Consider the following 19645-nt stretch of genomic DNA (forward strand, 5'->3'; position numbering starts at 1 on the left):
GTACAATGGCCGGCGGGCGAGGGGCTTCATGGTCGTGGAGCCCCTCTGCTTGGCAAAAGCAGGCGAGCACCGGGCGCCCGCCGCCGGTCAACGCCCGTTGCGAGACGATTGCCACCAGTGATTTGTTCATGCGCGCTTATGCCTGCAGGCGCTGCCTGATCCCGATCGATGGCTATTTCGAGTGGAAGGTCGGTTCGCCGAAGAACGACACGCCCGACATTCTCGACCGATTGCGGGTCGATCCCGGCTCCGGCCGCGCGACATCGGTCTTACTAGGCCGCATGTCCGGGCCGCATCCATCCATTCGACGACGCGAGCCATTGCTGCGTGCGGGTCGTTCGTGCCGGACGTTACCAGCAATGGAACCCCAGCGTGGCATTTCCGCTTTATGGCTATCTGGCGTTTTTGTTTTGAGAGCCCTCGCCCAGAAAAAACGACATGATAAGGTTGGTGATGAATTCCGCTCCCCCTCCGTCGCCGACACAGGCAAATGCCGATGCTTATCTGGCAGCCATCATCGATTCGTCATTCGACGCGATCATCAGCAAAGACCTGAACAGTATCATCACGACCTGGAATCCTGCCGCAGAACGCATGTTTGGCTATGCGGCGTCGGAAGCAATAGGCAGGTCAATTCTGATGCTGATCCCCGAACGCCTTCAGGGCGAGGAAGCGGATATCATTGCAAGGGTCCGCCGTGGCGAGCGGGTCGCGAGTTATGAAACGACCCGGCGCAGGAAAGACGGCTCGACGATTTTTGTCTCGCTGACCGTGTCGCCCATCCGCGCCATCGACGGCGTCACCATTGTCGGCGCCTCGAAGATTGCGCGGGATATTACAGCTGCCAAGGAAAATGAACGCCGCATTCGATTGCTCATGCGCGAGCTTAATCATCGTGTCAAAAACCAGTTCGCCGTCATCTTGTCGGTGATCCGTGAAACCAAACAGCGTTCCGGCGACCCCAACGAGTTCGAGCGATCGGTGCGCGAGCGCATTGTTGGGCTTGCGCGGTCGCACGACCTGTTGGTGAACACCGAATGGTCGGGCGCGGATCTGGCCGCTCTGGTCAAGGATCAATTGGGGCCGTTTGGTCACGAAGAACGCGTCAAGATTGCCGGGCCCGCGGTGATGATGCCAGCGAACGCCATCCAACCGCTCGGAATGGCTTTTCACGAGCTCGGCACGAACTCAGCCAAATACGGCGCGCTTAGCGGGGAAGGTGGCGAAATCTCCGTTACCTGGCAGCTCAGCAGCGACGATGCAGGCAACAGCTCGATCACGCTGGTTTGGGAAGAGATCTGTTCGTCCGTTGACGGTGGAGCGGATGAGCCACGCAAAGGCTTCGGCAGTGTGGTGTTGAAACGCGTGACGCCAGATTCGCTCAATGGCAAGGCCAGCTTCGAGCGACTTGCAGGTGGCATCAGATGGACACTCGAGGCGCCCATAACGCCTGACGATGGCAACTGACCGGCTGCCTCGGGTCATTCCATGTCGGGCACTTCACCGTGTTGGTACAGGATCGTCGGCTCGCCATAGGCGCCAATGGCCGGGTTGGCCTCCCGGCTCCATGCAATCACGCCTCCGGTCATCCTGGCGCCCGTGGCATTCGCCGCCACAGCGGACATTGCGAGCGCAGTGCTCGCCAGCTTGCGCAAAAGTGCTCGTAGATACTGCTGGGCGTTTTGCGCGGTGCGAGTGGATTTTTCATGCCCATAGTTTAGCGTGATGTGGAAACGACTCCGCAAGGACACGCCTGGCATACTCGATCCAGTCTAGCGCGCCCAAGCAACAAGTGTGGCCAAATGAAGATAGCAGCCCTCGCTCTACCCGTCGCGACTGTGCTTGCACTTATTGCCGGCGTCACCGCCAGCTCGGCGTTGGTGGAAACAAAACTGGTCTACGGCCCGCTGCTGTCAGACGCCAACAACGCCTGGTACGCTTGCCTGTTCAGCGCAGCCTCAGCAGCTGCGGACAAATTTGCATCCGCGCCGGAAATAGCAGAATCGGCTCTGTCAGCATGTCTTGATGGTGAGGACATTGTCAGGGAGGCGATGTCCAACAGCACGGTTGATTTCTTTTCGGTCGAAGCTCAGATCGAACGGATCAAGGGACAGTTCCGTGACGCTGTGGCATGGGATTTGGCGCATCCGAAGAAATGAAGGAGCCTCAGGGGCCGTCATTCCATGTCGGGCACTTCACCAGACTGATAGAGGATCGTCGGTTCGCCATAGGCGCCAATGGCCGGGTTGGCCTCCCGGCTCCATGCAATCACGCCGGCATGATGGTCCTCGATCATCTTGGCCAGGCGAATGGCGGCATGCTCGCTCTGCATCTGGCGGGGATCAAACGCCGGCTGAAGGTCGCCTTCGTCGCCGCGATTGAAAGCTGCCACGACGATCAGCTTCGGCATCTTCTGTTCGGGCAGGATGTGACCCGTGTTCGACATCGTGGTGGTTTCCTGGTGTCGCTTCAGTCCAGCAGGCTCGGTGCTGACGCCCTTGGATGAGCGCGATGTGCATTGTAGCTCATCAGGCTTTACGCAGCTGCACCTCTTTCAAACCAGCAATCAGCTTGCCGATGCGGCGCTCCCGAACGTCTGCGCTTTTGGCGTCCTCAATCGTTTTGACGTGCTTTTGCCGAAGCCCGAAAGGCAGGCGATCGAAGGACGTCCTGGCTTGCGTAGAATCATCGAGCGCATCGGCCAAGTCGGCGGGTTCAACGACCTCCCTTGGCGCCGCGTCGAGTTCGACATCGATTTCGACGATATCGCCTTCGCTGATCCCAGCTGCGGCGCGATGGGCCGCGCTGATCCCTATCAGCCGCTTCCCCCGCATTGCGGCCACCCTGCTGCGCCAGGAGTGACCATTGATGGTAATTGTCACGGGCGGGCGACCCTTGGGACCGAGCGCCTGCATAATTTCATCGGGAACCTCGACGCCTGTCGCGTTTCCGGAAGGAATGACTAGCGCCTGGAACTTCATCTAACGATCACCTGCAACGTCAACCCAATCGCACCAGTAGCTCTTCCAGCGAGGCGGTGAAAGTGTCGCCGGCCACCATAAATTTCGTCGAGCGTTTCCTGGTACGGCCAACCGCCCCGCTGGCTCCGGCCGGCGGGGCTTTTTTTGTTGGGCGCAAACAAAAACCCCGGCGCGATGCCGGGGCTTGAGAGGTTCAGGCGGGCTGCCGCTCAGAACTTGTAGGCGACGCCGAGCTTGAAATCGTGCGTCTGGACCTTGTGCTCCATCTCACAGCCGCCGCCGCAATATTCCAAGGTCTTGGAACCGTAATAGGAGAAGGCATATTCGCCGCGCAGAAACAGCTTTTCTGTCAGCTTCACGTCTGCGCCGACGCCAACGACACCGCCAAAGAGCGACGCATCGCGTTCGGCCCCGCTGCCGGGGAAGAGGGTTTGCAACTGAGTGGCGGTGACGCCAACCGCGAGGTAAGGCAGAATGTCGCCCATGTCGACGCCGACACGCCCGCGCAACGCGCCGTAAAGACCGAGCTTGGTTTCCATTGTACCGGGCCCAGGAACGCCGGTGTCGGTATTGTTCTTGAACCGGTAGCCGAGTTCGCCGTCGATGCCGTAGACGAAGTTGGACGATTGCCAATTGTAACCGCCGAAAACGGCGAGGCTTGGCGACCAGAAATTCCTGGTCACTTCGGTGCCGGTGTCCATCTTGTGATGAACGAGGGTGCCGGCGCCAAGAACGCCTGCATAACCACCAGCCCAGTTGAAGGCAGGCGCAACCATCGCCTCAGGCGCAGGCTCGTTGACAGCAACGTCAGCGGCAAGCGCGCTACCGGCAGCGGCAAACAGCAATGTCGAAGCGAGAAGAATCGTTTTCATGGCAGCCCCTGGCGCTCAATTGCCGGGGATCATATCCACTTGCCGTTGCATTGAAAGTTAACCGCCTGCGCGCGGGGCGTGCTTTGCCGGGTTCCGTGGCCGAACGGTCACACATTTCTAATATAAGGATCTGTCTGATATAAGGACTGGCGGCCGTCGCCAGCCTCACTCCATGGCAGGCACGTCGCCGACCTGGTAGAGGATCGTCGGTTCGCCATATTCGCCAATGGCTGGGTTCACCTCGCGAACCCAGGCGATCACGCCGGCATGATGGTCCTCGATCGTCTTGGCCAGCCTGACCGCCGCATCTTTGCTTTGCATTTCCCTGGGATCGAATGCCGGCCGGAGCCCACCTTCGTCGTCCCTGTCGAAGGCTGCGACCACGATCAGTTTGGCAGAGCGATCGTTCACGGCGGCACACTTGCTCCGGTCAGGAATTCGCAGCTAAATTCTACCATGTGCGGCCGCGTCTTTGTCAAATCGACCCTTGCCGAGATGGTGCGCAGCTTCGGCTTCGCCGATCCTGCCGCCGTCGGTGCGCTCGACAACAGCTTTCCCCGCTACAATGGCGCCCCGAGCCTGACATATCCTGTTATCGTCCAGGACGAGGCCCTGACGGGCAGCGCGATGTTCGTCTCGGCGAAGTGGGGGCTGGTCCCGTCCTGGCAGAAGCAGGCGAGCACCGGGCGCCCGCCGCCGGTCAACGCCCGTTGCGAGACGATTGCCACCAGTGGTTTGTTCAAGCGCGCCTATGCCTCCAGGCGCTGCCTGATCCCGATCGACGGCTATTTCGAGTGGCAGGACATTCACGGCACCGGCAAGGAAAAGCAGCCCTATGCCATTGCCATGAAGGACGGTTCGCCCTTCGCCCTGGCCGGCATCTTCGACATCCGGCGCGATCCGGCGAGCGGCGAACTCAGCCGCAGCTTCTGCGTCGTCACCTGCCCGCCCAATGAACTGATGGCGACGATCCATGACCGCATGCCGGTGATCCTGGCGCCGGCGGACTATGCCAGGTGGATCGGGCCGGAAGCCGATCCTTCGGATCTCATGAGACCGTTTCCATCCGAACTGATGACGATGTGGAAGATCGGGCGCAAGGTCGGGTCACCGAAGAACGACACGCCCGACATTTTAGATCCCGTTCAGTAATGCCGGCGAATGGCTTCTTCGTACGCGATTGCTGATATCGCACGCCAGAGTGCACCGTTGTCCGCCCCTTGGCGGGAACTGTTCTGGCGCAAGAAGTGGTTCTGCTCCCCGGCGGCGCAACAACTAAGCGTATGCCGCCGAATTGACGCCCAGCACGGCTGCTGGCAGATTTGCAACCCTTGCAGGTTCTTTGCCAGGAGACGTTGGACAGCAACGCTGAGCTGCTGGAGCGCACGGCAACGCCCCGAACCGTCAGGTGCTCTAGCAGCGAGGCCTGTCGCGAATTCGCCCTCCGGGCAGGCCTTCGCGTTTCAATCCATAAGCAACACCAAGCCCGGATATAGTCTCTTGAGATTTGGCAGCGACCGTTCCTGCCATACCATGTTGCTATTGCCCCGAACGACCATCCGCACTTCAGGATGATTTCGGGCCTCAAGCACCAATTTTGCCAGAATATTCCTGCCTTGCGAGTTGAGGAATTCGAGGTCGGACAGATGTACCGTGATAGCTGGCGGCCTGGAGATCAGGAGATCCCGTACCAGTGACGTAATCTCTGGGGCGGCATTGTTCTCCAGACGCATGACCCCACTGAAATATAGATCAGTCCCTTCAGCCCAAACACTATATTCGTCAGTCTTGATATCCATAGGATGCGCCTTCAAAACGCCTGATAATCTACAAATACCAGATCCTTGTACCTGCTGCATCTTATACAACAGATTGGCATGAATCAGCAGAATTGAGCCAAATGTATCGTTTTCGCTTAGGTCGCCGGCACCAAAACCGCGACCACTGTCGCGTGGCGAAGTTTCTCTTCGCCTTTTAGATGCTTCGCGACTATGTGCAGGACCGGGTGAACCGGTACCGCAGCCTTATTGCCGGCGCCTATCAAAGCTGGTTCCGCTGGCCAACGATGGGCCGCAGCTTGCGCGCGTCGGCTATACCTGCCGCAAGCGCACGCGGCTGAAGATCAGGCGTCTTATGTAGATCCATCCGGCGCATGCCGGTGTGGTGAGAGGAATGACGCGCCGTCCGGGCCGAAGCGAGCATCTGGACGCGGTGCTGCAGGCCGGCCGGTCGATCGACTGCCGTGGGCGCGACCTGGGGCTTTTGCCGCGTCGTGATGTTTGACGTCGGCCCCGCCAAAGGCGCGTTCGTCTTTTTTGCCCGGCCTTCCTGAGCTGCCGGAACGCGTGGGGCAGTTCCGTCGGCACTCACTGGCACCGTGATCCGGCGGGAGAAGATTGCCATCCTTCGCGCCATAGATGGAGTCAGCTGTCGCGAAGGAGCAGGGCGACGCTCGGGAACACGAGGAAGCTAGTCGACGATCTTGAACGAAACAGGGGCGCCATCGGCAAGCTCTTTGGTGTGGGAATAGATCGAGCCTGTGTAGCTGATCCAATCTCGCCATGAGCAGACCCAGACATTCTCATCAGACTTTACGCAGGTGCACGTCTTTCAAACCAGCAATCAGTTTGCCGATGCGGCGCTCCCGAACTTCGGCGCTTTTGGCGACCTCAATCGTTTTGACGTGCTTTTGCCGAAGCCCGAAAGGCAGGCGATCGAAGGAGGTCCTGGCTTGCGTACAATCATTGAGCGCATCGGCCAAGTCGGCGGGTTCAGCGACCTCCCTTGGCGCCACGTCGAGTTCGACATCGATTTCGACGATATCGCCTTCGCTGATCCCAGCTGCGGCGCGATGGGCCGCGCTGATCCCTATCAGCCGCTGCCCTCGCATTGCGGCCACCCTGCTGCGCCAGGAGTGACCATTGATGGTAATTGTCACGGGCGGGCGGCCCTTGGGACCGAGCGCCTGCATAATTTCATCGGGAACCTCGACGCCTGTCGCGTTTCCGGAAGGAATGACCAGCGCCTGGAACTTCATCTTACGATCACCTGCAAGGTCAACCCAATCGCACCAGTAGCTCTTCCAGCGAGGCGGTGAAAGTGTCGCCGGCCACCATAAATTTCGTCGAGCGTTCCTGGTCAAAGACGGACTGAGCCCGATGGCGCGGGACGTCGCCGATTGCGACGAATGTGAACAGCTGATCAATCGAAAAGCAAGGCGATCGGCTATTGCCCGGGTGACGTTCGCTGTTCCGACGGTTGAACCACAGATCACTGACAAGCTCGTCATCGATGGCGCCGAGCGTGTAATCACCAACCTGACGCCGATACCGCCGGCAGGGACTGTGGTCGCCTACAAGGCTTGGTGCGCGGGTTAGTTTGCTGGCGGTGCCCCACATATTTTGTATGTGACGACCTGAAGCGCATGGGTAGCGGGTTTGGAGAGGTAGCCGGGATCTGACCTAATCTCTCGCATCACGCTGTCGTACAAGACCCTGGCAGTCATGCCAGCATCGTAAAGGCACTTGGCTCGATGCATTGTCAGGCGATTTCCAACGTCATCGTTGAGGGCATAGTCCTCAACAATGTAATTTGCGGCGCCCCATACAAAGCCAAGCCCGTACATTTCATTGTCTTGGAGTAGCTCTGCCCCTGTTTTTGCATAGGTATTTGAGCTCTGAAGAATGAGCATCGCCAAGGTAACACTCAGACACCGAAGCATCGTCTTCATCCCCCCATTTTGATGTGGCGCCGTCCCAATGCTTAAACGCCTATCACCTCGCGAGCGGCTGGAACAGCTTGTCTCCGACCTCATGCCATTGCTGCGCGCTGCCTTCATGGACGCGATCGACGATATCAGGTCGAACATCGTTCTGCGCCGTATCGTGGAGCGTCTGGAGCGTGGCGACATCAATGGCGCTATCGCCGCCATGCATCTCGACGAGGCGGCATTCCGTCCCCTCGATGAGGCTATCCGGCAGGCATTCAACGGCGGCGGTGTTGCCACAATCGAGCAGATGCCGACGCTGCGTGACCCGAACGGCCACCAGATCGTCATCCGGTGGGATGCGCGGAACCTGGCCGCCGAGGAATGGCTGCGCGAACATAGTGCAACGCTGGTCAGCAACATCATCGCCGATCAGCAGGCCGCAATTCGCTCGGCTCTGTCCGAAGGGCTTGCCCGGGGCGACAATCCGACCAAGAGCGCGCTGGACATCGTGGGGCGGGTCAACCGCGTCACAGGTAAACGAGAAGGGGGCATCCTCGGCCTTACGGCTCAGCAGGCCGCCTATGTCGATAGAGCGCGCCAGGAGCTGCTCTCTGGCGATCCTGTGGCCATGCGCAACTATCTGGAGCGCGCCCGTCGGGACAAGCGCTTCGACAGGACCATTCTCAAGGTGCTGAACGAAGGCAAGCCCCTGCCGGCTGACGCGGTGGCCAGGATCGTTGGCAGGTATTCGGATGGGCTCTTGAAGCTCAGGGCCGACACGATCGCCCTGCATGAGACCTTCTCGGCGCTCGGCGCTGCCCGCGACATCGCATTCCGCCAGCAGATCGAGGCGGGCAGGGTGCAGGCCCAGCACATCACCAAGACTTGGCGCCACACTCCGCAGGAACATCCTCGCGCGCAGCATGTGGCCATGCAGGGACAGGTGGTGCCGTTCGATCAGTCGTTCACCGCACCGGATGGTACACTGATCCGGTATCCGCATGCTCCGGGCACGCCTTCGCGCCACACGATCGGCTGCAAGTGCTTCGCCGAGTACAAGATCGACTATGTTGCTAAGCTCACGGGATGATCGGCTTCTCTACGAAACCACACCAACTCGCTATCTGATCCTCGGCTAGGTGGTACGTGATTACTGCCTCTGCGCGCAGATAGAACATGATGATTTGCAACCGAGCGCCTCCGTCCTCGTGAGCGACACAAAAGTCGGCAACCTTGGAGCCCGACATGTTGCGAAGCATGAAGGAAGCGCGAACGTGATAACCGTAGTAGGGGCTGAAGGTTCGCCCAAAATCTCGACAGATCGTCCCCAGAAGATCGATCTCGCGAAACGGGGGCTTTTCAGCTTCGACTTGTTTCGACGCCTCTGTCAGAAACACACAAAGGTTCTTGGCTTCACTGGGGTCGATAAGGTCCTCGGTGTTCTCACGGTCATGGCTCAAGAGATAGAGGAATTCCCCATCTTTCTGCACTGCGCTGAACGTCATGATCGGCTTGAGAGCCGGGATGATCGTGATGGTGTCGATGACGTCGTACTGCCTAGTACCCCACATGCCGAAGGTCTCATCAACAACTCGATATTGTCAGCAGCGCTGAGATTTTCGTTGCGGTCAATCGAGAAATTCAACAGAGGCACACGCGTGGGCAGCTTTTCAACGACGGTCGGTCAGTGGGCCCAGAAAGTCGAAGGTGCGGTTGAGGCGGTGTTCAAGGAAGCCGCCCAAGAGTTGGTGTCGCAACTGAACCAACTGGTACCAGTCGGTGAAACGGGCTTCCTCAGGGCGTCTCTGATGGCGTCCACAACAGCTATGCCAACGCTAACCCGAGCCAATCCGGGCATTTCAGTGCCGGCCGATCTCGGGGATATCCTGCTCGTGATCAACAGCGCCGATCTCGGCGACACGATCTATCTCGGCTACACCGCCAACTACGCTGCTTTCGTGCATTTTGGTGCACAGGGCAGGACACCGCGGCCTTGGGTGACGATGGTCGCCCAGCGGTGGGAAATGATCGTCGCCGAGAAGGCGCGTGATGTGAAAGCAAGGTTAGGGCTGTAGACCGTCCCCTTGAGTATACTTCGATGCTGGTCCTATGCTGCATCTATGGCTCAAAGTGACGCTTACCTTTGTCGCGTATGTGGTTTCGATAACTATCCGGACGCCCCTTGGGGTGCAGACGGCGACATGCCTTCGAATAACATCTGCCCCTGCTGTGGGGTCGAATTTGGATACGACGACGATGGTGATCCAGATTTTCTAAGTCGTCGCCGTGAGCATTGGGTTGTCGCTGAGAAGTGCCGCTGGAACATGCCAAGGCTCAAGCCGGTGCAATGGAGCGCGAAAAGCCAGCTGCTTTCTGTTCCAGTTCGGTTTCTCCACGAGCGGGATAAACAATTGATTGCGGGTTTGCCCTGACCGGGAACCCGCGCCAGGACCATATCTCATGCCATCAATCGAAACCTCGATCTGGCTCGCGTTCAAGGCGAGGGCGCAGGCGCTTGTCCTGTCGCCCGTTCTGCCAGTGGCCTGGCCGAATGAGCGCTTCAGCAAGCCGCCCGGCGGCTATCTCAGGGTCACGCATATCCCGAATGTGAGCCGACGGCTGTTCCTGGCATCGTCGGGGTCTGCTCCATCAATCGAGAACCTTCACGGAGGCCGTCTGGATCTTGCCTTCATACAAAACAAATCGACGTCCAGGGGCAAGCCGTTCCTGAGGTGCGCCCGGGGCCAGAAACCGAGCAGTGGTGCCGTTCGGATGAATCTCAAGCACGATGCTCCAGGCCTGTGGTGGTGGCCACTCGACATCTTCCTCGAACCGGGCAACCGTCGAATAGGTTCCGGCGTTGGGCCCTGAAACGGTGACAGAATATTCGCGCAGATGTCGATGATGAAAATAGTCAGGGTTGAAGCAGAGGTTCATGTTTTTGAAGGCGCATCGGATCTCACCAATCCGATAGCGATCGGCATTGCCTTCTCCGACGGATCGATGGCGCGCATCCGCTGTTCAGGGGACGGAGAAAGTGTGACGGTGGACAATGAGGCACTCCAGGGACCTGCGAATTGGGGCGAGTTCGGTGGAGCTGAATTGTGCAGTCTAGCCGATCACGTGGCACCCGGTATCTTCGGGGCAGAAATTGTTGCTGTCTTTGACATTGTCGATGGTCATGGGGTCGATGGTCATGGGGTCGATGGTCGTGGGCATTTCATCGGTGTTGCTCTGCACAATGAAAGCGATGTCATGTTCTGCGTCTGGAACTACGGCGACGAGTTGCACTATGGCGAGGCTGCGAAGTTGCTGGCGCAGGATTGGGAGGCATTGCCTGGCTTCCAGCCGCGTGCCGGCGATGGCCGACGCCAGAACTGAAAATCTTGATTTGGGTTCGCAGCCGCCTCACCGTCAGCAGGCCCAAGCCTGCGAAGCGAGGGCGGGAAAACTTCGTAGTAGGCCACGCGGCTTTCGGGCCGCCTTTTTCATGTCAGCCATTGAAAAGGAGAAGCCAGGCGGTTCGCGGGCTTTCTTGCGAGCATCCTTTTTCGTTGGCACTTCGCCCGTCCAATCTCAGGCGCATGTTCTGGCCGTTGCAGCGGATGGCGGCGCCCACTGCTTGGTTCAAGCCGTTCGCTAGGGCCTTTGACATTCTTGTTAACCCGCCGCCGTGCGTCGCGGGGCTTTTTGCTCTCACGCGCACGCGCAAAAACCCCGGCGCGCGGCCGGGGTTTGGCATGGCTGTGGCGAACTAGAATCTGTAGCTCGCGCCGAGGCGCACGACGTGGATGTTGTTGTCGAAGTCGTATCTGAAGGTTTCGCCGCCAGTCTCGAACGATCCCTGGCTGTCCTGAAGGTCGACATACAGATATTCGGCGCGAAGCGACCAGTTGTCGGTGAGGGCATATTGCGCACCCGCACCGACGGTCCAGCCGGCGACGGTATCGTCGGCGACGGCGTGGTTGTCCTGGCTGCCGTCGTTGTCGTCATAGCTGCTCTTGACGTGGCCAAAGGCGACACCGCCGGTGACGAAGGGCAAGAAGCGGTCGATCGCATATCCCAGGCGGGCGCGGGTCGTGCCGAACCAGTCGATGCTGGTCGAGAAGCTCTCATTGGAGCCCGGGATCATCGCGTTGGCGACGGTGTTGTCGATGTCGGCGCCGGTGATATCCGCCTCGACGCCATAAACCAGTTGGCCCGACTGCCAGACATAGCCGGCATGAACGCCGCCGAGGAAACCGTTCGCATTGAATTTGAACTTGGTGTCGTCAAAAACCGAGAAGGAATAGTCGTCCAGCTCGGTAACAGTGGTGCGGCCGCCGCCATAGCCGAGATGTATGCCGGCATAACCGCCAGTCCAGACGAACCCGGCGGGCGCTGCGGACAAGGCCTCCGAAGCTGCGGATTGCATGCACATGGCGAATGGCAAGGACGTCGCAAGCAGCATCACAAATGATGCTTTGCGGATGGAGGTCATTGTGGTGAATTGCATTGTGAATTGCATGGCTTGCCCCAGATCATTGCTCTTGTCGAGCGAACAGGGCAGCGTTCGCGATACATGTTGGCGACTATCACGGACGCTGCGGCAAGGCAAGATCGGCTGATCTTCCGCCGTCACCGTATCGTTCTTCCCGCCCCGCCGCCTGACGGGGTTTTTGGCGTTTCAGGCACAGACAAAACCCCGGCGCGCGGCCGGGGTCTTGTGCGGATCAGAACCTGTAGGCGACGCCGAGGCGGATGTCGTGGGTGGTGATGTCGGTCGAATATGCCTCGTCTGCCGGCTGGGTCACGAAATCATGCGTGCCATAGTCGGCATAACGATATTCGCCGCGCAGGGTCCAGTTGTCGGTCAGCGCATACTCCGTGCCGACGCCCAGGGTCCAGCCGACAAGGCTTTCATCGGCGCTGCTGTAGGCATCGCCCTGATTGTATTCATCGAAACTGAATCTGGCGAAAGCGACGCCGCCGCTGACATAGGGCAGCAGGCGGTCGATGGCGTAGCCGAGCCGCAGCCGGGCCGAGCCGGTGAGGTCGATCCTTGTCGCCGCCGAATAGCTGCCATCGCCGGGCGCCAGGGTCTGGTCCTTGAGGCCGCCCCAGGCAATATCGGCCTCGACGCCCAGCACCAGGCGGTTGGCGAACTGCTTGCTGTAGCCGGCGTAGATGCCGCCAAGCAAGCCGTCGGGATCGTGACTGTAGTCGTAACTGTCGCCGCCAGCGTATTGATAGTCGGCGCCGCCAAAGCCGTAGCCGATCTGGCCGCCGACATAACCGCCGCTCCAGTTGTAGCTAGATGCCTCAGGCAGATCGCCATCCGCTGCCAGCGCGCTGCCTGCCAGCGCGATCATCAATGTTGTCGCCAGAAGAACCGATTTCATTGTCATCCCCTTGGTCATGCGGCCGCAGCGCCCGTTCGCGGCGCAGTCCTGTCGGCTGTTGCACGGCCAGACTGCTGACGTCACCGTTGCCAAGGCAGGTTGGGACGCGCAGTCATCAAGATGGGACTGGCGATCAAGGCAGGCCGAGCCGCCGCCGTTGGAACCGAAAAGTTTACTTGGCGCCGCAGCGGCCTTTCAGCCGGGCAATTTCGGCTCGTGGGTCTCCGAGCCGCCCAGCGGGACACCGATCATGAAGACGCCGAGCGCATCCTGATTGGCCACGCGCTGCTGACGCGATGTGATGTCGGCGAGGCGATCCTTGTCGGCCTGGGTGCATTGCTTGCCGTCCGACGGCCCGGCCTTGATGTTGGAAGGCGGCGTTGCACAGCCTGCGAAGGCAGCAAGCGCTGCCAATGGTAGAAGCTTGTTCATGAAATCCCCCCGGATGTTCATATGTCTTGTTACATGTAGCAGCCTCATTGCCAATCGAGCCTGGTGTCCAACTGCGTTGGCACTGCAGCGTCGGGGTCGCTGAGGGCCAGGTCGGTGCGGTGGCGCAACTGGCGGCGGCAGGCGGGATCGCATGTCAGCGCCGGCGCGACCGGCTGGCACGTGCCGGTGGCGAGTTCGTCACCAAGCGCCATTGCCGCGTCGGTGAGGTAACGCGCCTCGTTGCAGCTCATGGCAGCAGCCTTTCGGCCTGGGCGATGACGACAGCGAAGAGGAAGGCGAAGCGGACACGGTCGAATGCGCCAGTGCGGTTGATCCAGGCGGAAAACATCAGGCCGCCGCCCGCGCCATGATCTTGATGGCGAAGCGGCGGACGAAGCGGAGATAGAGGCGGTTGGCCTTGGCCTTGGCGATCGCCGCGGCATGGTTGTGCCGGCGCCATGTCGGCATGTTGCGGTAGCGGATGATGAAGGCGGCAATGTCGTCCAGCGCTTCGTCGAGCGACTGCGCGGGGTGGATCATCGCTGCAATCAGGCCTGGATCGGCGGTGAGCGCGTCGGTGACCTGCTTGCGGGCGAAATGGGCCTTTCGCGCCTCGGCGATGCCGTGCCGGCGGATCACTTCCAGGGCTTCGCGCATGGCCGGGCTGGTGCCGGCATAACCGCATGCACGGGCGAACTGGCTGGCATGGCTGGTCATGTCAGCGGCCCCTGTCGGCGCGGATCAAAAGGGCGGTGACGACCAGCCTGTCGGCCTGTCGCCGCATGGTTTCGGTCAGCCAGTTGGCCTGTCGCCGCAGGTTTTTGGCGGGCCCGCTGCGGCGCAGCACGTCATTGGCGATGCCGGAGCGCGCCAGGAATTTCGGGTGCTGCATCTGCCTGTCGGTCAGGGCCATCGCTTCGCTCCAGTTGATGAAGCGAAGATATGGAAAACTCATAAATCCGTCAACGGAAATATGATAAAGTCATATTCTGTTTTGCCGCTTGCCCCAACCCTGGCGAATCGTCGGCATGAAAAGGCCCGCCGCCGAGGGCGGGCTTTCAGCTGTCTTTCAAATGGATGAGAGCGCCAAATGGGCGAGGGGGCAGAAAACGCTCAGTCGGCGGCGATCTCATAAGCCGCGTCGGCGCGTACGCGCCTGCCCGGCGCGCCCGGAACCGTCAGCATCGCGCGATAAAGCTTCGCCATCGCCGGGCATAATCTTTCATCCTTGGGGTCGGGCGAGGTGACCGACTGGAGTTCTTCTGTGGATCCGCCAGCGGACAGGAATGCCGCGCCCGCCTCGGCCCAATCGCTGTTGGTCGGCGGTTCGATCGGCTGCGGGTTTTCGATCGCTCCCGCCAATGCGCCGAACATACTGGCGGACGCGGCATCAATTGCCTGCACGTATTGGCTGTCGGGATCGGCAAGCACAATGGGGCCTTGAATGACGAAGCGCGCGCATGTTGCCGGTGTCTCCCTTGAAACCACCAGTTCCAGCAGCTCAAGCTGGGATTTCAGTACGGCAAGCAGGCCGTCATCCGATGCCTCGTGCATGAGCTTGGCATGCCTGTCGATAATCGATGCAGTCAGCAGCCCCAGTTCATCGCGTCTCTGAGCTGCCGGCGGGTTTTTTTCGACGATCGCCTGCAGCTGCCGCACCACCTCATCATATTCCGCCGGCATTTTCTGTTTCATGGCATCGAACATGCGCAATCCCTGTTGCTCGGACTGCGCTGCCATTTGCTCCATGGATGGCTGGGGTTTGAAAAATGGCGTCAATACATCGCCTCCACCGAGGAAGCCGGCGCCGCCAGTGACAAGCTTGACCAATAAAAACGAGCCGAGGCCCGCCAATACAACGATTGCAGTCTGCCACTTCGACATGATGCTTGAACCCCTCGACGCGAAACGATCCAATCATCTTTCCACAGCCGCCACAATCGCCTTGGCCGGCAAGATGTTCCTTTTTCGTTCTTGACTCTGTCGGCAGGAAAATGTTCCTATAAGCCATCCAGTTTCAGCGCCCCGGGAGTCGACGCCATGTACCAGAGCCTCAGTCATGACCGACCGGTGGTCGCGCCCGCCGCCGTCGCGGCCAGCGGCTTGCGCCGGGGCAAGGCCGTCGCCTTTGCTGAACCCATGCCTGGGGCATTGGCTGGTGATGCCGGCGCGGGACGGCATGGCACCGTGACATCACAGATATCAGAGATATCCGAGATATCCGAGATATCAGAGATATCAGAGATATCAGCGATATCAGAGATCAAGCAGCTGCGCGGTGTCTGACAGAGCGGGCCATCATGATCGAATACGGGCCGCGCTTTGCAACGCGCAATGACGAGATCGTCGCCGATCTCAGGAAACTGGCAGGGGCGGCCGCACCGCTCGATCCCAAGACGGTGATCAAGCGCAAGGCGGCCGAAATCTCTACCGCGATGGCTCTTTTACACGGCGGGGACTGGCGGGTTCAGATTGATCACGACCAGGGCCTGGTTCTGATCGTTCTGCGAGGTCGTCGACAAAACCCTTGATGACGGCGATGGCGCGGCCGAGATCGGTCCTGTCGACGCCGAAGGCCAGCAGGGCCGCCCGCAGCTGGTCTTCGGGGTTGGTCACGGCGGGGTCGAGCATCGGCCCGATCTCGCGCATCAGCCATTCAAACCGCACCTTGAAGCGGCGCGCATACTGGTCGCCCTTGTCGGCGCGGAAGCCGGAGTTGCCGTTCTCATGGCCGGCATAGGTCTGGTAGGGGATGCCGAGCGCTTCGGCAGCCTCCGCCGCTGTCTGAAAGCCGGCGTGTTTGCGCGCCGCGACCAATCGCTCATGTAGCTCCATATTTTGACTTTGCCATATTGAGATATGGAAAACTCATTGACAGCGGTCTATGAGTTTTCCATATTCGGCGCATGGAACATCAAATCGAGAGGGGCGCGATCCGCGCCCGGGCCGGCACCGGCACAGCTGGTGTCAGGGCAAAACACGCACCGGGCAAACGGGCCGAAGGGCCCGGCACGGATGCACAAGGTCGCCGGCGCAGCAACGGCGGCGCCATGACCCGGCTCGAGCTGCCTTTTCCGGTGCCGCAACGCGTCAGCGCCGTGAGGCCTACCTTGCGCCACCAGGCCTGGACAAGCGAGGCGGCGGCAGCCATTGCCGGGCAGCGGCCGGTCAAGGGCGAGGTGTCGGTCTATGTCCGCCTTGTCGCACCCGACAGGGCGGCGTGCGACCTGGGCACGCTCGCCACATGCATCCTCGACACGCTTTGGGCCCACGGCCTGATCGAAGGCAGCGTGCGCCGGCTGTCGCTGGAATGGGCCGAGCACGGCCCGGCTTGCGTCGTGCTGATCCAGCCGGGTGAGGCGGCATGAGCGAGATGCCCTGGGTCCGCTTCTTTGCCTCGGACTGGCTTGCCGGCACGCGCGGCATGAGTGCGGCTGAAACCGGCATCTACATCACGCTGGTGGCGTCGATGTATGAGCGTGGCGAAGCGGTGCCGGAAGATCATGCGCGCCTGGCCAGACTGTGCGGCGCCTCGAACGCGACGTTCAAGACGGTGCTGGAGACCCTTGTTGCAGAGGGCAAGATCAGCCGCGTTGCCGGTGGGTTGTGGAACAGGCGTGTCGAAAAAGAAGGTATCTACCGCCAGGAAAAGTCGGCGGCAGGAAAACAGGCAGCCAGCGCCAGGTGGCAGAAAAGCCAGCACGATCAAGCGTCCGCCGCTGCCGATGTTATGCCGCCGCCATGCCCTGGCACTGCCAGCCAGAAGCCAGATGCCAGAACCGAAAAACAAGAACCGGCCGGTTCTTCCAAAAAGCGCGGCTGCCGGCTGAGGCCGGATTTTTGCCCCGACATGGCCGATGCCCACAAGGCCGGGCTTTCCCTCGACGAGGCCGGGCGCGAGGCGGAAAAGTTCCGCGACTACTGGATTTCGCAAGCCGGACAGAAGGGCGTCAAGCTCGATTGGGCCGCGACCTGGCGCAACTGGTGCCGCCATGCCGCCGAGCGCCGCCCGCGCTCGCCGCCGCAGCGCAAGCGCAGCTTCGTCGACGTCGCAATGGACAGATTTGCAGGAGCCTCCGATGGACCAGAAAGCCTATTTGGCAATCACCGCAATGTTGAATTCCTTCCCCCAGACATCAGGCAACCCTGACCTGACGATGCAGACCTATGAGGCGGTGCTTTCAGGGGTGCCGTCGCCGGCGGTCGTCGAGGCCGCACAGCGCTTCACCACGGGCGAGGTGTTGGGCCAGAACAAGGTGTTTGCGCCGTCGGTGGCCGAGTTCGTCCAGGAAGCGCGCCGCATCGCCGCCGTCTTGCCGCATCGTGGCCGCAAGGTCCTGGCAGCACCACACCGGCCGCTGCGGCGCGAGCCGAAGTCGGACGAGCGCGCCCGCATGTGCCTCAAGCTGCCGCTGCTGCAGGCGGCGATCCGCAACGGCCGTGCCGACCTTCTGGCCGAGGCCGAACGCAACGGGCTCGCCGCGCTGATTGCGCTGGCAAAGAGCTGGAGCGTGCCGGTGGCCGACGACATCCTGGCCCAGCTTGGGAGGGCCGCGTGATGAACCAGCACGCCACGCCCCTGGCCTGGGATCTGGCGCTTGCCAGCCGCATGCGCGAAACCGGCATGACCTATGCCCAGATCGGTGCGGTGTTTAAGCTGTCGCCCGACACCATCCACAGCCGCACCGATCCCGCATATCGCGCCAAGCGCCAGTGGCAGAAAAGCGCAAAGCGCAACGAGCTGCTTGCCGGCGCGCGCGCCGCGACAAACGCCGACATCGCGGCGCGCCTGGCCGAAATCCCGCGGGATACGCGCGGCCTCACCGCTTTTGTCTTTGGCGATCCGATCCCCGGACGTTTCCACTTTGGCAAAGCGGTGGGCGTCAAGAAGATCAGCCTTGCCCGGGTGTCGATCCTGGGAGACAAGCCATGAACCACTTCCATGCCAAAGCGGAATGGCGCGACGGCGCCTGGCGCGCGCTGGTTCGCTACAGCCACAAGGCCGATTACTGGCCGGTGATGAAGGGTGAGCAGCCGGCCGGTTTCCCCTCCAGGGAAAAGGCGCTGATCGCCGCCTACCAGGCCCAGGAAAAACACCTCAACGGCACGATCCGCGGTTTCAGCGACAAGGCCTCCGTCGCCCGGGCCAGTGCCGAGCGGCTGTTTCGACCAGGCAAGAAGCCAATCGTGGTGGAGCGCGCATGAGCAAGGTCAAGAAGCACAAGCCGGTGAGCCCGCTGGTCCGGGTCGAGGTCGAAAACCCCGACTGGCGGCCGGCGCGTGACGGCGAAAAGGCGTTTCCGCGCGTCATCGCAGCCGACAAGAACATCAGGGAAAGTGCCGTTGAAACACTGTTTGCCCGCGGCTTCCTGGCGCGCTCGCAAAAAGAGGCGGCGGACCGCTTCCGCGCCTGTTGGGAAAAGGCCGGTGGTGCCGTGCCGAGCCTCGATTATGCGATGGACCGCGTCGACGGCGGCCGCAGCGACCCGATCGCCACCCGCCTCATCGCCGCCAACGAGCTCACCCGCTGCCGCGCCCTCGTCGGCCAACGCGGCTACCAGGTGCTGCAGCTTGTCTGCGCCGAAGGCCGGGCGCTGGCCGAGATCACCCCGCACAAACGCGAAAGGCTGACCATGGCCGACAATCTGCGCGCCGACCTCGACGACCTCGCGGCGATGTGGGGGCTCCAGACGGCGAGGCGGCGGGTGGATGGGTGAGGGGGGGGCGGGGCTGGCCAGCAGTGGGGACGGGAGCGGACTGGCGGCCTCCGGGCGACGAATGCGAGAAGCGGCCGTTCGGCTTGGCTGGGTACTCTCTGTCTACCAGAAAGTGCGATCCAGCGTGTGCGCGACAACCTGCAGAAGCTGCGGATGCGCCGCGTGTCGCCGACTCAGTGTCGCATGAAAAACTGTCCTGGACGCGACCGTTCAGCCGGGCATGGTGCCCGTTTCGATCCGAGGCGCATAACTCTCGCGGCCAGGTCGGCCGCTTGATGCGGTGCACAACTCTAAACTGTTGCTATGAGGCAAGAAGGCGGGCAAATCTAATCAGTAGTGGACTTTGGGGGGAATCAAATGGCTTTTGATCTTTGGAATTTTCTTGGCGGTTTGCTTGCAGGCGCGATCGGCGGCTCTCTGTTGACCTTCCATTTCACCAAGAACGTGCGCGCTGACCGCCATGGTACCGCGACTGATCAGTCCGGTGCGCGTGCCGGTGGAGACATTGCTGGCCGGGACAAGCGTTAGCTTGCTGACGGCATGACATCACATC

At 60.9% G+C, this 19645-nt stretch carries 32 protein-coding genes and 2 pseudogenes; 17 read left to right on the forward strand and 17 right to left on the reverse strand.

Annotation, left to right across the window (positions count from 1 at the left end):
* Window positions 1-5: 5 nt before the first annotated feature.
* A pseudogene (locus ACHMW7_RS08830) lies at window positions 6-152 on the forward strand (SOS response-associated peptidase); the annotation flags it as partial.
* Between the two features lie 301 nt (window positions 153-453).
* Window positions 454-1467, forward strand: a complete 1014-nt coding sequence (locus tag ACHMW7_RS08835) for a PAS domain S-box protein (RefSeq protein ID WP_395449892.1) — start codon at window positions 454-456, stop codon at window positions 1465-1467.
* 14 nt (window positions 1468-1481) lie between these two features.
* On the opposite strand, the gene ACHMW7_RS08840 is transcribed toward ACHMW7_RS08835, so the two are convergent.
* Window positions 1482-1760, reverse strand: coding sequence for a hypothetical protein (locus tag ACHMW7_RS08840; protein ID WP_395449893.1), 279 nt, complete (start codon window positions 1758-1760; stop codon window positions 1482-1484).
* A 42-nt stretch (window positions 1761-1802) separates the two neighbouring features.
* Between ACHMW7_RS08840 and ACHMW7_RS08845 the strand changes: the two genes are divergently transcribed.
* Window positions 1803-2159, forward strand: a complete 357-nt coding sequence (locus tag ACHMW7_RS08845) for a hypothetical protein (RefSeq protein ID WP_395449894.1) — start codon at window positions 1803-1805, stop codon at window positions 2157-2159.
* A gap of 17 nt (window positions 2160-2176) precedes the next feature.
* Here the strand turns inward: ACHMW7_RS08845 and ACHMW7_RS08850 are convergent, their stop codons facing one another.
* From ACHMW7_RS08850 to ACHMW7_RS08865, 4 genes are all read right to left on the reverse strand, one after another.
* Window positions 2177-2446 carry a hypothetical protein gene (locus ACHMW7_RS08850; protein ID WP_395449895.1) on the reverse strand — a complete coding sequence of 90 codons (270 nt, stop codon included), beginning with the start codon at window positions 2444-2446 and terminating at the stop codon, window positions 2177-2179.
* 82 nt (window positions 2447-2528) lie between these two features.
* On the reverse strand, window positions 2529-2981 hold the full coding sequence (locus ACHMW7_RS08855; protein ID WP_395449896.1) for a YdeI/OmpD-associated family protein: 453 nt from the start codon (window positions 2979-2981) through the stop codon (window positions 2529-2531).
* Between the two features lie 209 nt (window positions 2982-3190).
* On the reverse strand, window positions 3191-3853 hold the full coding sequence (locus ACHMW7_RS08860) for an outer membrane protein (RefSeq protein WP_395449897.1): 663 nt from the start codon (window positions 3851-3853) through the stop codon (window positions 3191-3193).
* 165 nt (window positions 3854-4018) lie between these two features.
* The gene (locus ACHMW7_RS08865) at window positions 4019-4264 is read right to left on the reverse strand and encodes a hypothetical protein (RefSeq protein ID WP_395449898.1); all 246 of its coding nucleotides are present in this window, start codon (window positions 4262-4264) and stop codon (window positions 4019-4021) included.
* A gap of 45 nt (window positions 4265-4309) precedes the next feature.
* Between ACHMW7_RS08865 and ACHMW7_RS08870 the strand changes: the two genes are divergently transcribed.
* Window positions 4310-5005 (forward strand): SOS response-associated peptidase, encoded by a 696-nt coding sequence (locus ACHMW7_RS08870; RefSeq protein WP_395449899.1) that lies wholly within the window; start codon window positions 4310-4312, stop codon window positions 5003-5005.
* Window positions 5006-5316: 311 nt separating this feature from the next.
* Here ACHMW7_RS08870 and ACHMW7_RS08875 read toward each other — a convergent pair whose 3' ends face one another.
* A complete protein-coding gene (locus tag ACHMW7_RS08875) occupies window positions 5317-5652 on the reverse strand; it encodes a hypothetical protein (RefSeq protein ID WP_395449900.1) in 336 nt (111 codons plus the stop codon).
* A gap of 785 nt (window positions 5653-6437) precedes the next feature.
* Window positions 6438-6890: a DUF1905 domain-containing protein gene (locus ACHMW7_RS08880; RefSeq protein WP_395449901.1), complete on the reverse strand. Its 453-nt coding sequence runs from the start codon at window positions 6888-6890 to the stop codon at window positions 6438-6440.
* Window positions 6891-7011: 121 nt separating this feature from the next.
* Here ACHMW7_RS08880 and ACHMW7_RS08885 point away from each other — a divergent pair, with 121 nt between their 5' ends.
* Both ACHMW7_RS08885 and ACHMW7_RS08890 read left to right on the forward strand, forming a co-directional pair.
* Window positions 7012-7230, forward strand: a complete 219-nt coding sequence (locus ACHMW7_RS08885) for a hypothetical protein (protein ID WP_395449902.1) — start codon at window positions 7012-7014, stop codon at window positions 7228-7230.
* A 459-nt stretch (window positions 7231-7689) separates the two neighbouring features.
* Complete coding sequence (locus ACHMW7_RS08890; RefSeq protein ID WP_395449903.1) at window positions 7690-8652, forward strand: head morphogenesis protein; 963 nt, start codon at window positions 7690-7692, stop codon at window positions 8650-8652.
* Here the strand turns inward: ACHMW7_RS08890 and ACHMW7_RS08895 are convergent.
* On the reverse strand, window positions 8642-9133 hold the full coding sequence (locus ACHMW7_RS08895) for a hypothetical protein (RefSeq protein WP_395449904.1): 492 nt from the start codon (window positions 9131-9133) through the stop codon (window positions 8642-8644). The two genes, ACHMW7_RS08890 and ACHMW7_RS08895, sit on opposite strands and share 11 nt — an antisense overlap.
* A gap of 87 nt (window positions 9134-9220) precedes the next feature.
* Between ACHMW7_RS08895 and ACHMW7_RS08900 the strand changes: the two genes are divergently transcribed.
* Entirely contained in the window at window positions 9221-9637 is a 417-nt protein-coding gene (locus tag ACHMW7_RS08900; RefSeq protein WP_395449905.1) for an HK97 gp10 family phage protein, read from the forward strand.
* A gap of 385 nt (window positions 9638-10022) precedes the next feature.
* A pseudogene (locus ACHMW7_RS08905) lies at window positions 10023-10139 on the forward strand (hypothetical protein); the annotation flags it as partial.
* 72 nt (window positions 10140-10211) lie between these two features.
* Here ACHMW7_RS08905 and ACHMW7_RS08910 read toward each other — a convergent pair.
* Window positions 10212-10499 (reverse strand): hypothetical protein, encoded by a 288-nt coding sequence (locus ACHMW7_RS08910; protein ID WP_395451491.1) that lies wholly within the window; start codon window positions 10497-10499, stop codon window positions 10212-10214.
* Between ACHMW7_RS08910 and ACHMW7_RS08915 the strand changes: the two genes are divergently transcribed.
* Window positions 10464-10943 carry a hypothetical protein gene (locus ACHMW7_RS08915; RefSeq protein ID WP_395449906.1) on the forward strand — a complete coding sequence of 160 codons (480 nt, stop codon included), beginning with the start codon at window positions 10464-10466 and terminating at the stop codon, window positions 10941-10943. The genes ACHMW7_RS08910 and ACHMW7_RS08915 overlap by 36 nt on opposite strands.
* A 373-nt stretch (window positions 10944-11316) precedes the next feature.
* Here ACHMW7_RS08915 and ACHMW7_RS08920 read toward each other — a convergent pair whose 3' ends face one another.
* The 7 genes from ACHMW7_RS08920 to ACHMW7_RS08950 all read right to left on the reverse strand — a co-directional run bounded on the left by ACHMW7_RS08920 (window position 11317) and on the right by ACHMW7_RS08950 (window position 15259).
* The gene (locus ACHMW7_RS08920) at window positions 11317-11952 is read right to left on the reverse strand and encodes an outer membrane protein (protein WP_395449907.1); all 636 of its coding nucleotides are present in this window, start codon (window positions 11950-11952) and stop codon (window positions 11317-11319) included.
* A gap of 322 nt (window positions 11953-12274) precedes the next feature.
* Complete coding sequence (locus ACHMW7_RS08925; protein WP_395449908.1) at window positions 12275-12943, reverse strand: outer membrane protein; 669 nt, start codon at window positions 12941-12943, stop codon at window positions 12275-12277.
* Window positions 12944-13138: 195 nt separating this feature from the next.
* A complete protein-coding gene (locus tag ACHMW7_RS08930; protein WP_395449909.1) occupies window positions 13139-13375 on the reverse strand; it encodes a hypothetical protein in 237 nt (78 codons plus the stop codon).
* A gap of 44 nt (window positions 13376-13419) precedes the next feature.
* Window positions 13420-13626, reverse strand: coding sequence for a hypothetical protein (locus tag ACHMW7_RS08935; RefSeq protein WP_395449910.1), 207 nt, complete (start codon window positions 13624-13626; stop codon window positions 13420-13422).
* A 97-nt stretch (window positions 13627-13723) separates the two neighbouring features.
* Window positions 13724-14092 (reverse strand): hypothetical protein, encoded by a 369-nt coding sequence (locus ACHMW7_RS08940; protein WP_395449911.1) that lies wholly within the window; start codon window positions 14090-14092, stop codon window positions 13724-13726.
* A gap of 1 nt (window position 14093) precedes the next feature.
* Entirely contained in the window at window positions 14094-14330 is a 237-nt protein-coding gene (locus tag ACHMW7_RS08945; protein WP_395449912.1) for a hypothetical protein, read from the reverse strand.
* Between the two features lie 158 nt (window positions 14331-14488).
* Window positions 14489-15259 carry a hypothetical protein gene (locus tag ACHMW7_RS08950; RefSeq protein ID WP_395449913.1) on the reverse strand — a complete coding sequence of 257 codons (771 nt, stop codon included), beginning with the start codon at window positions 15257-15259 and terminating at the stop codon, window positions 14489-14491.
* Between the two features lie 156 nt (window positions 15260-15415).
* On the opposite strand from ACHMW7_RS08950, the gene ACHMW7_RS08955 reads away from it, so the two are divergent.
* Window positions 15416-15661: a hypothetical protein gene (locus ACHMW7_RS08955; protein ID WP_395449914.1), complete on the forward strand. Its 246-nt coding sequence runs from the start codon at window positions 15416-15418 to the stop codon at window positions 15659-15661.
* Between the two features lie 141 nt (window positions 15662-15802).
* On the opposite strand, the gene ACHMW7_RS08960 is transcribed toward ACHMW7_RS08955, so the two are convergent.
* Window positions 15803-16192: a helix-turn-helix domain-containing protein gene (locus ACHMW7_RS08960; protein WP_395449915.1), complete on the reverse strand. Its 390-nt coding sequence runs from the start codon at window positions 16190-16192 to the stop codon at window positions 15803-15805.
* 89 nt (window positions 16193-16281) lie between these two features.
* On the opposite strand from ACHMW7_RS08960, the gene ACHMW7_RS08965 reads away from it, so the two are divergent.
* From ACHMW7_RS08965 to ACHMW7_RS08995, 7 genes are all read left to right on the forward strand, one after another.
* Window positions 16282-16743 (forward strand): hypothetical protein, encoded by a 462-nt coding sequence (locus ACHMW7_RS08965; RefSeq protein ID WP_395449916.1) that lies wholly within the window; start codon window positions 16282-16284, stop codon window positions 16741-16743.
* Window positions 16740-17525: a YdaU family protein gene (locus tag ACHMW7_RS08970; RefSeq protein WP_395449917.1), complete on the forward strand. Its 786-nt coding sequence runs from the start codon at window positions 16740-16742 to the stop codon at window positions 17523-17525. Before ACHMW7_RS08965 ends, ACHMW7_RS08970 begins: the two co-directional genes overlap by 4 nt.
* Window positions 17488-17934 carry a hypothetical protein gene (locus tag ACHMW7_RS08975; RefSeq protein ID WP_395449918.1) on the forward strand — a complete coding sequence of 149 codons (447 nt, stop codon included), beginning with the start codon at window positions 17488-17490 and terminating at the stop codon, window positions 17932-17934. The genes ACHMW7_RS08970 and ACHMW7_RS08975 overlap by 38 nt, the downstream gene beginning before the upstream one ends.
* Window positions 17934-18308, forward strand: a complete 375-nt coding sequence (locus ACHMW7_RS08980; RefSeq protein WP_395449919.1) for a hypothetical protein — start codon at window positions 17934-17936, stop codon at window positions 18306-18308. Before ACHMW7_RS08975 ends, ACHMW7_RS08980 begins: the two co-directional genes overlap by 1 nt.
* Window positions 18305-18580, forward strand: coding sequence for a hypothetical protein (locus ACHMW7_RS08985; protein ID WP_395449920.1), 276 nt, complete (start codon window positions 18305-18307; stop codon window positions 18578-18580). Before ACHMW7_RS08980 ends, ACHMW7_RS08985 begins: the two co-directional genes overlap by 4 nt.
* A complete protein-coding gene (locus tag ACHMW7_RS08990; protein ID WP_395449921.1) occupies window positions 18577-19092 on the forward strand; it encodes a hypothetical protein in 516 nt (171 codons plus the stop codon). Before ACHMW7_RS08985 ends, ACHMW7_RS08990 begins: the two co-directional genes overlap by 4 nt.
* A gap of 357 nt (window positions 19093-19449) precedes the next feature.
* Entirely contained in the window at window positions 19450-19620 is a 171-nt protein-coding gene (locus ACHMW7_RS08995; protein WP_395449922.1) for a hypothetical protein, read from the forward strand.
* Window positions 19621-19645: the final 25 nt, after the last annotated feature.

Source organism: Aminobacter sp. UC22_36, assembly GCF_044056035.1.
Lineage (GTDB): Bacteria > Pseudomonadota > Alphaproteobacteria > Rhizobiales > Rhizobiaceae > Aminobacter.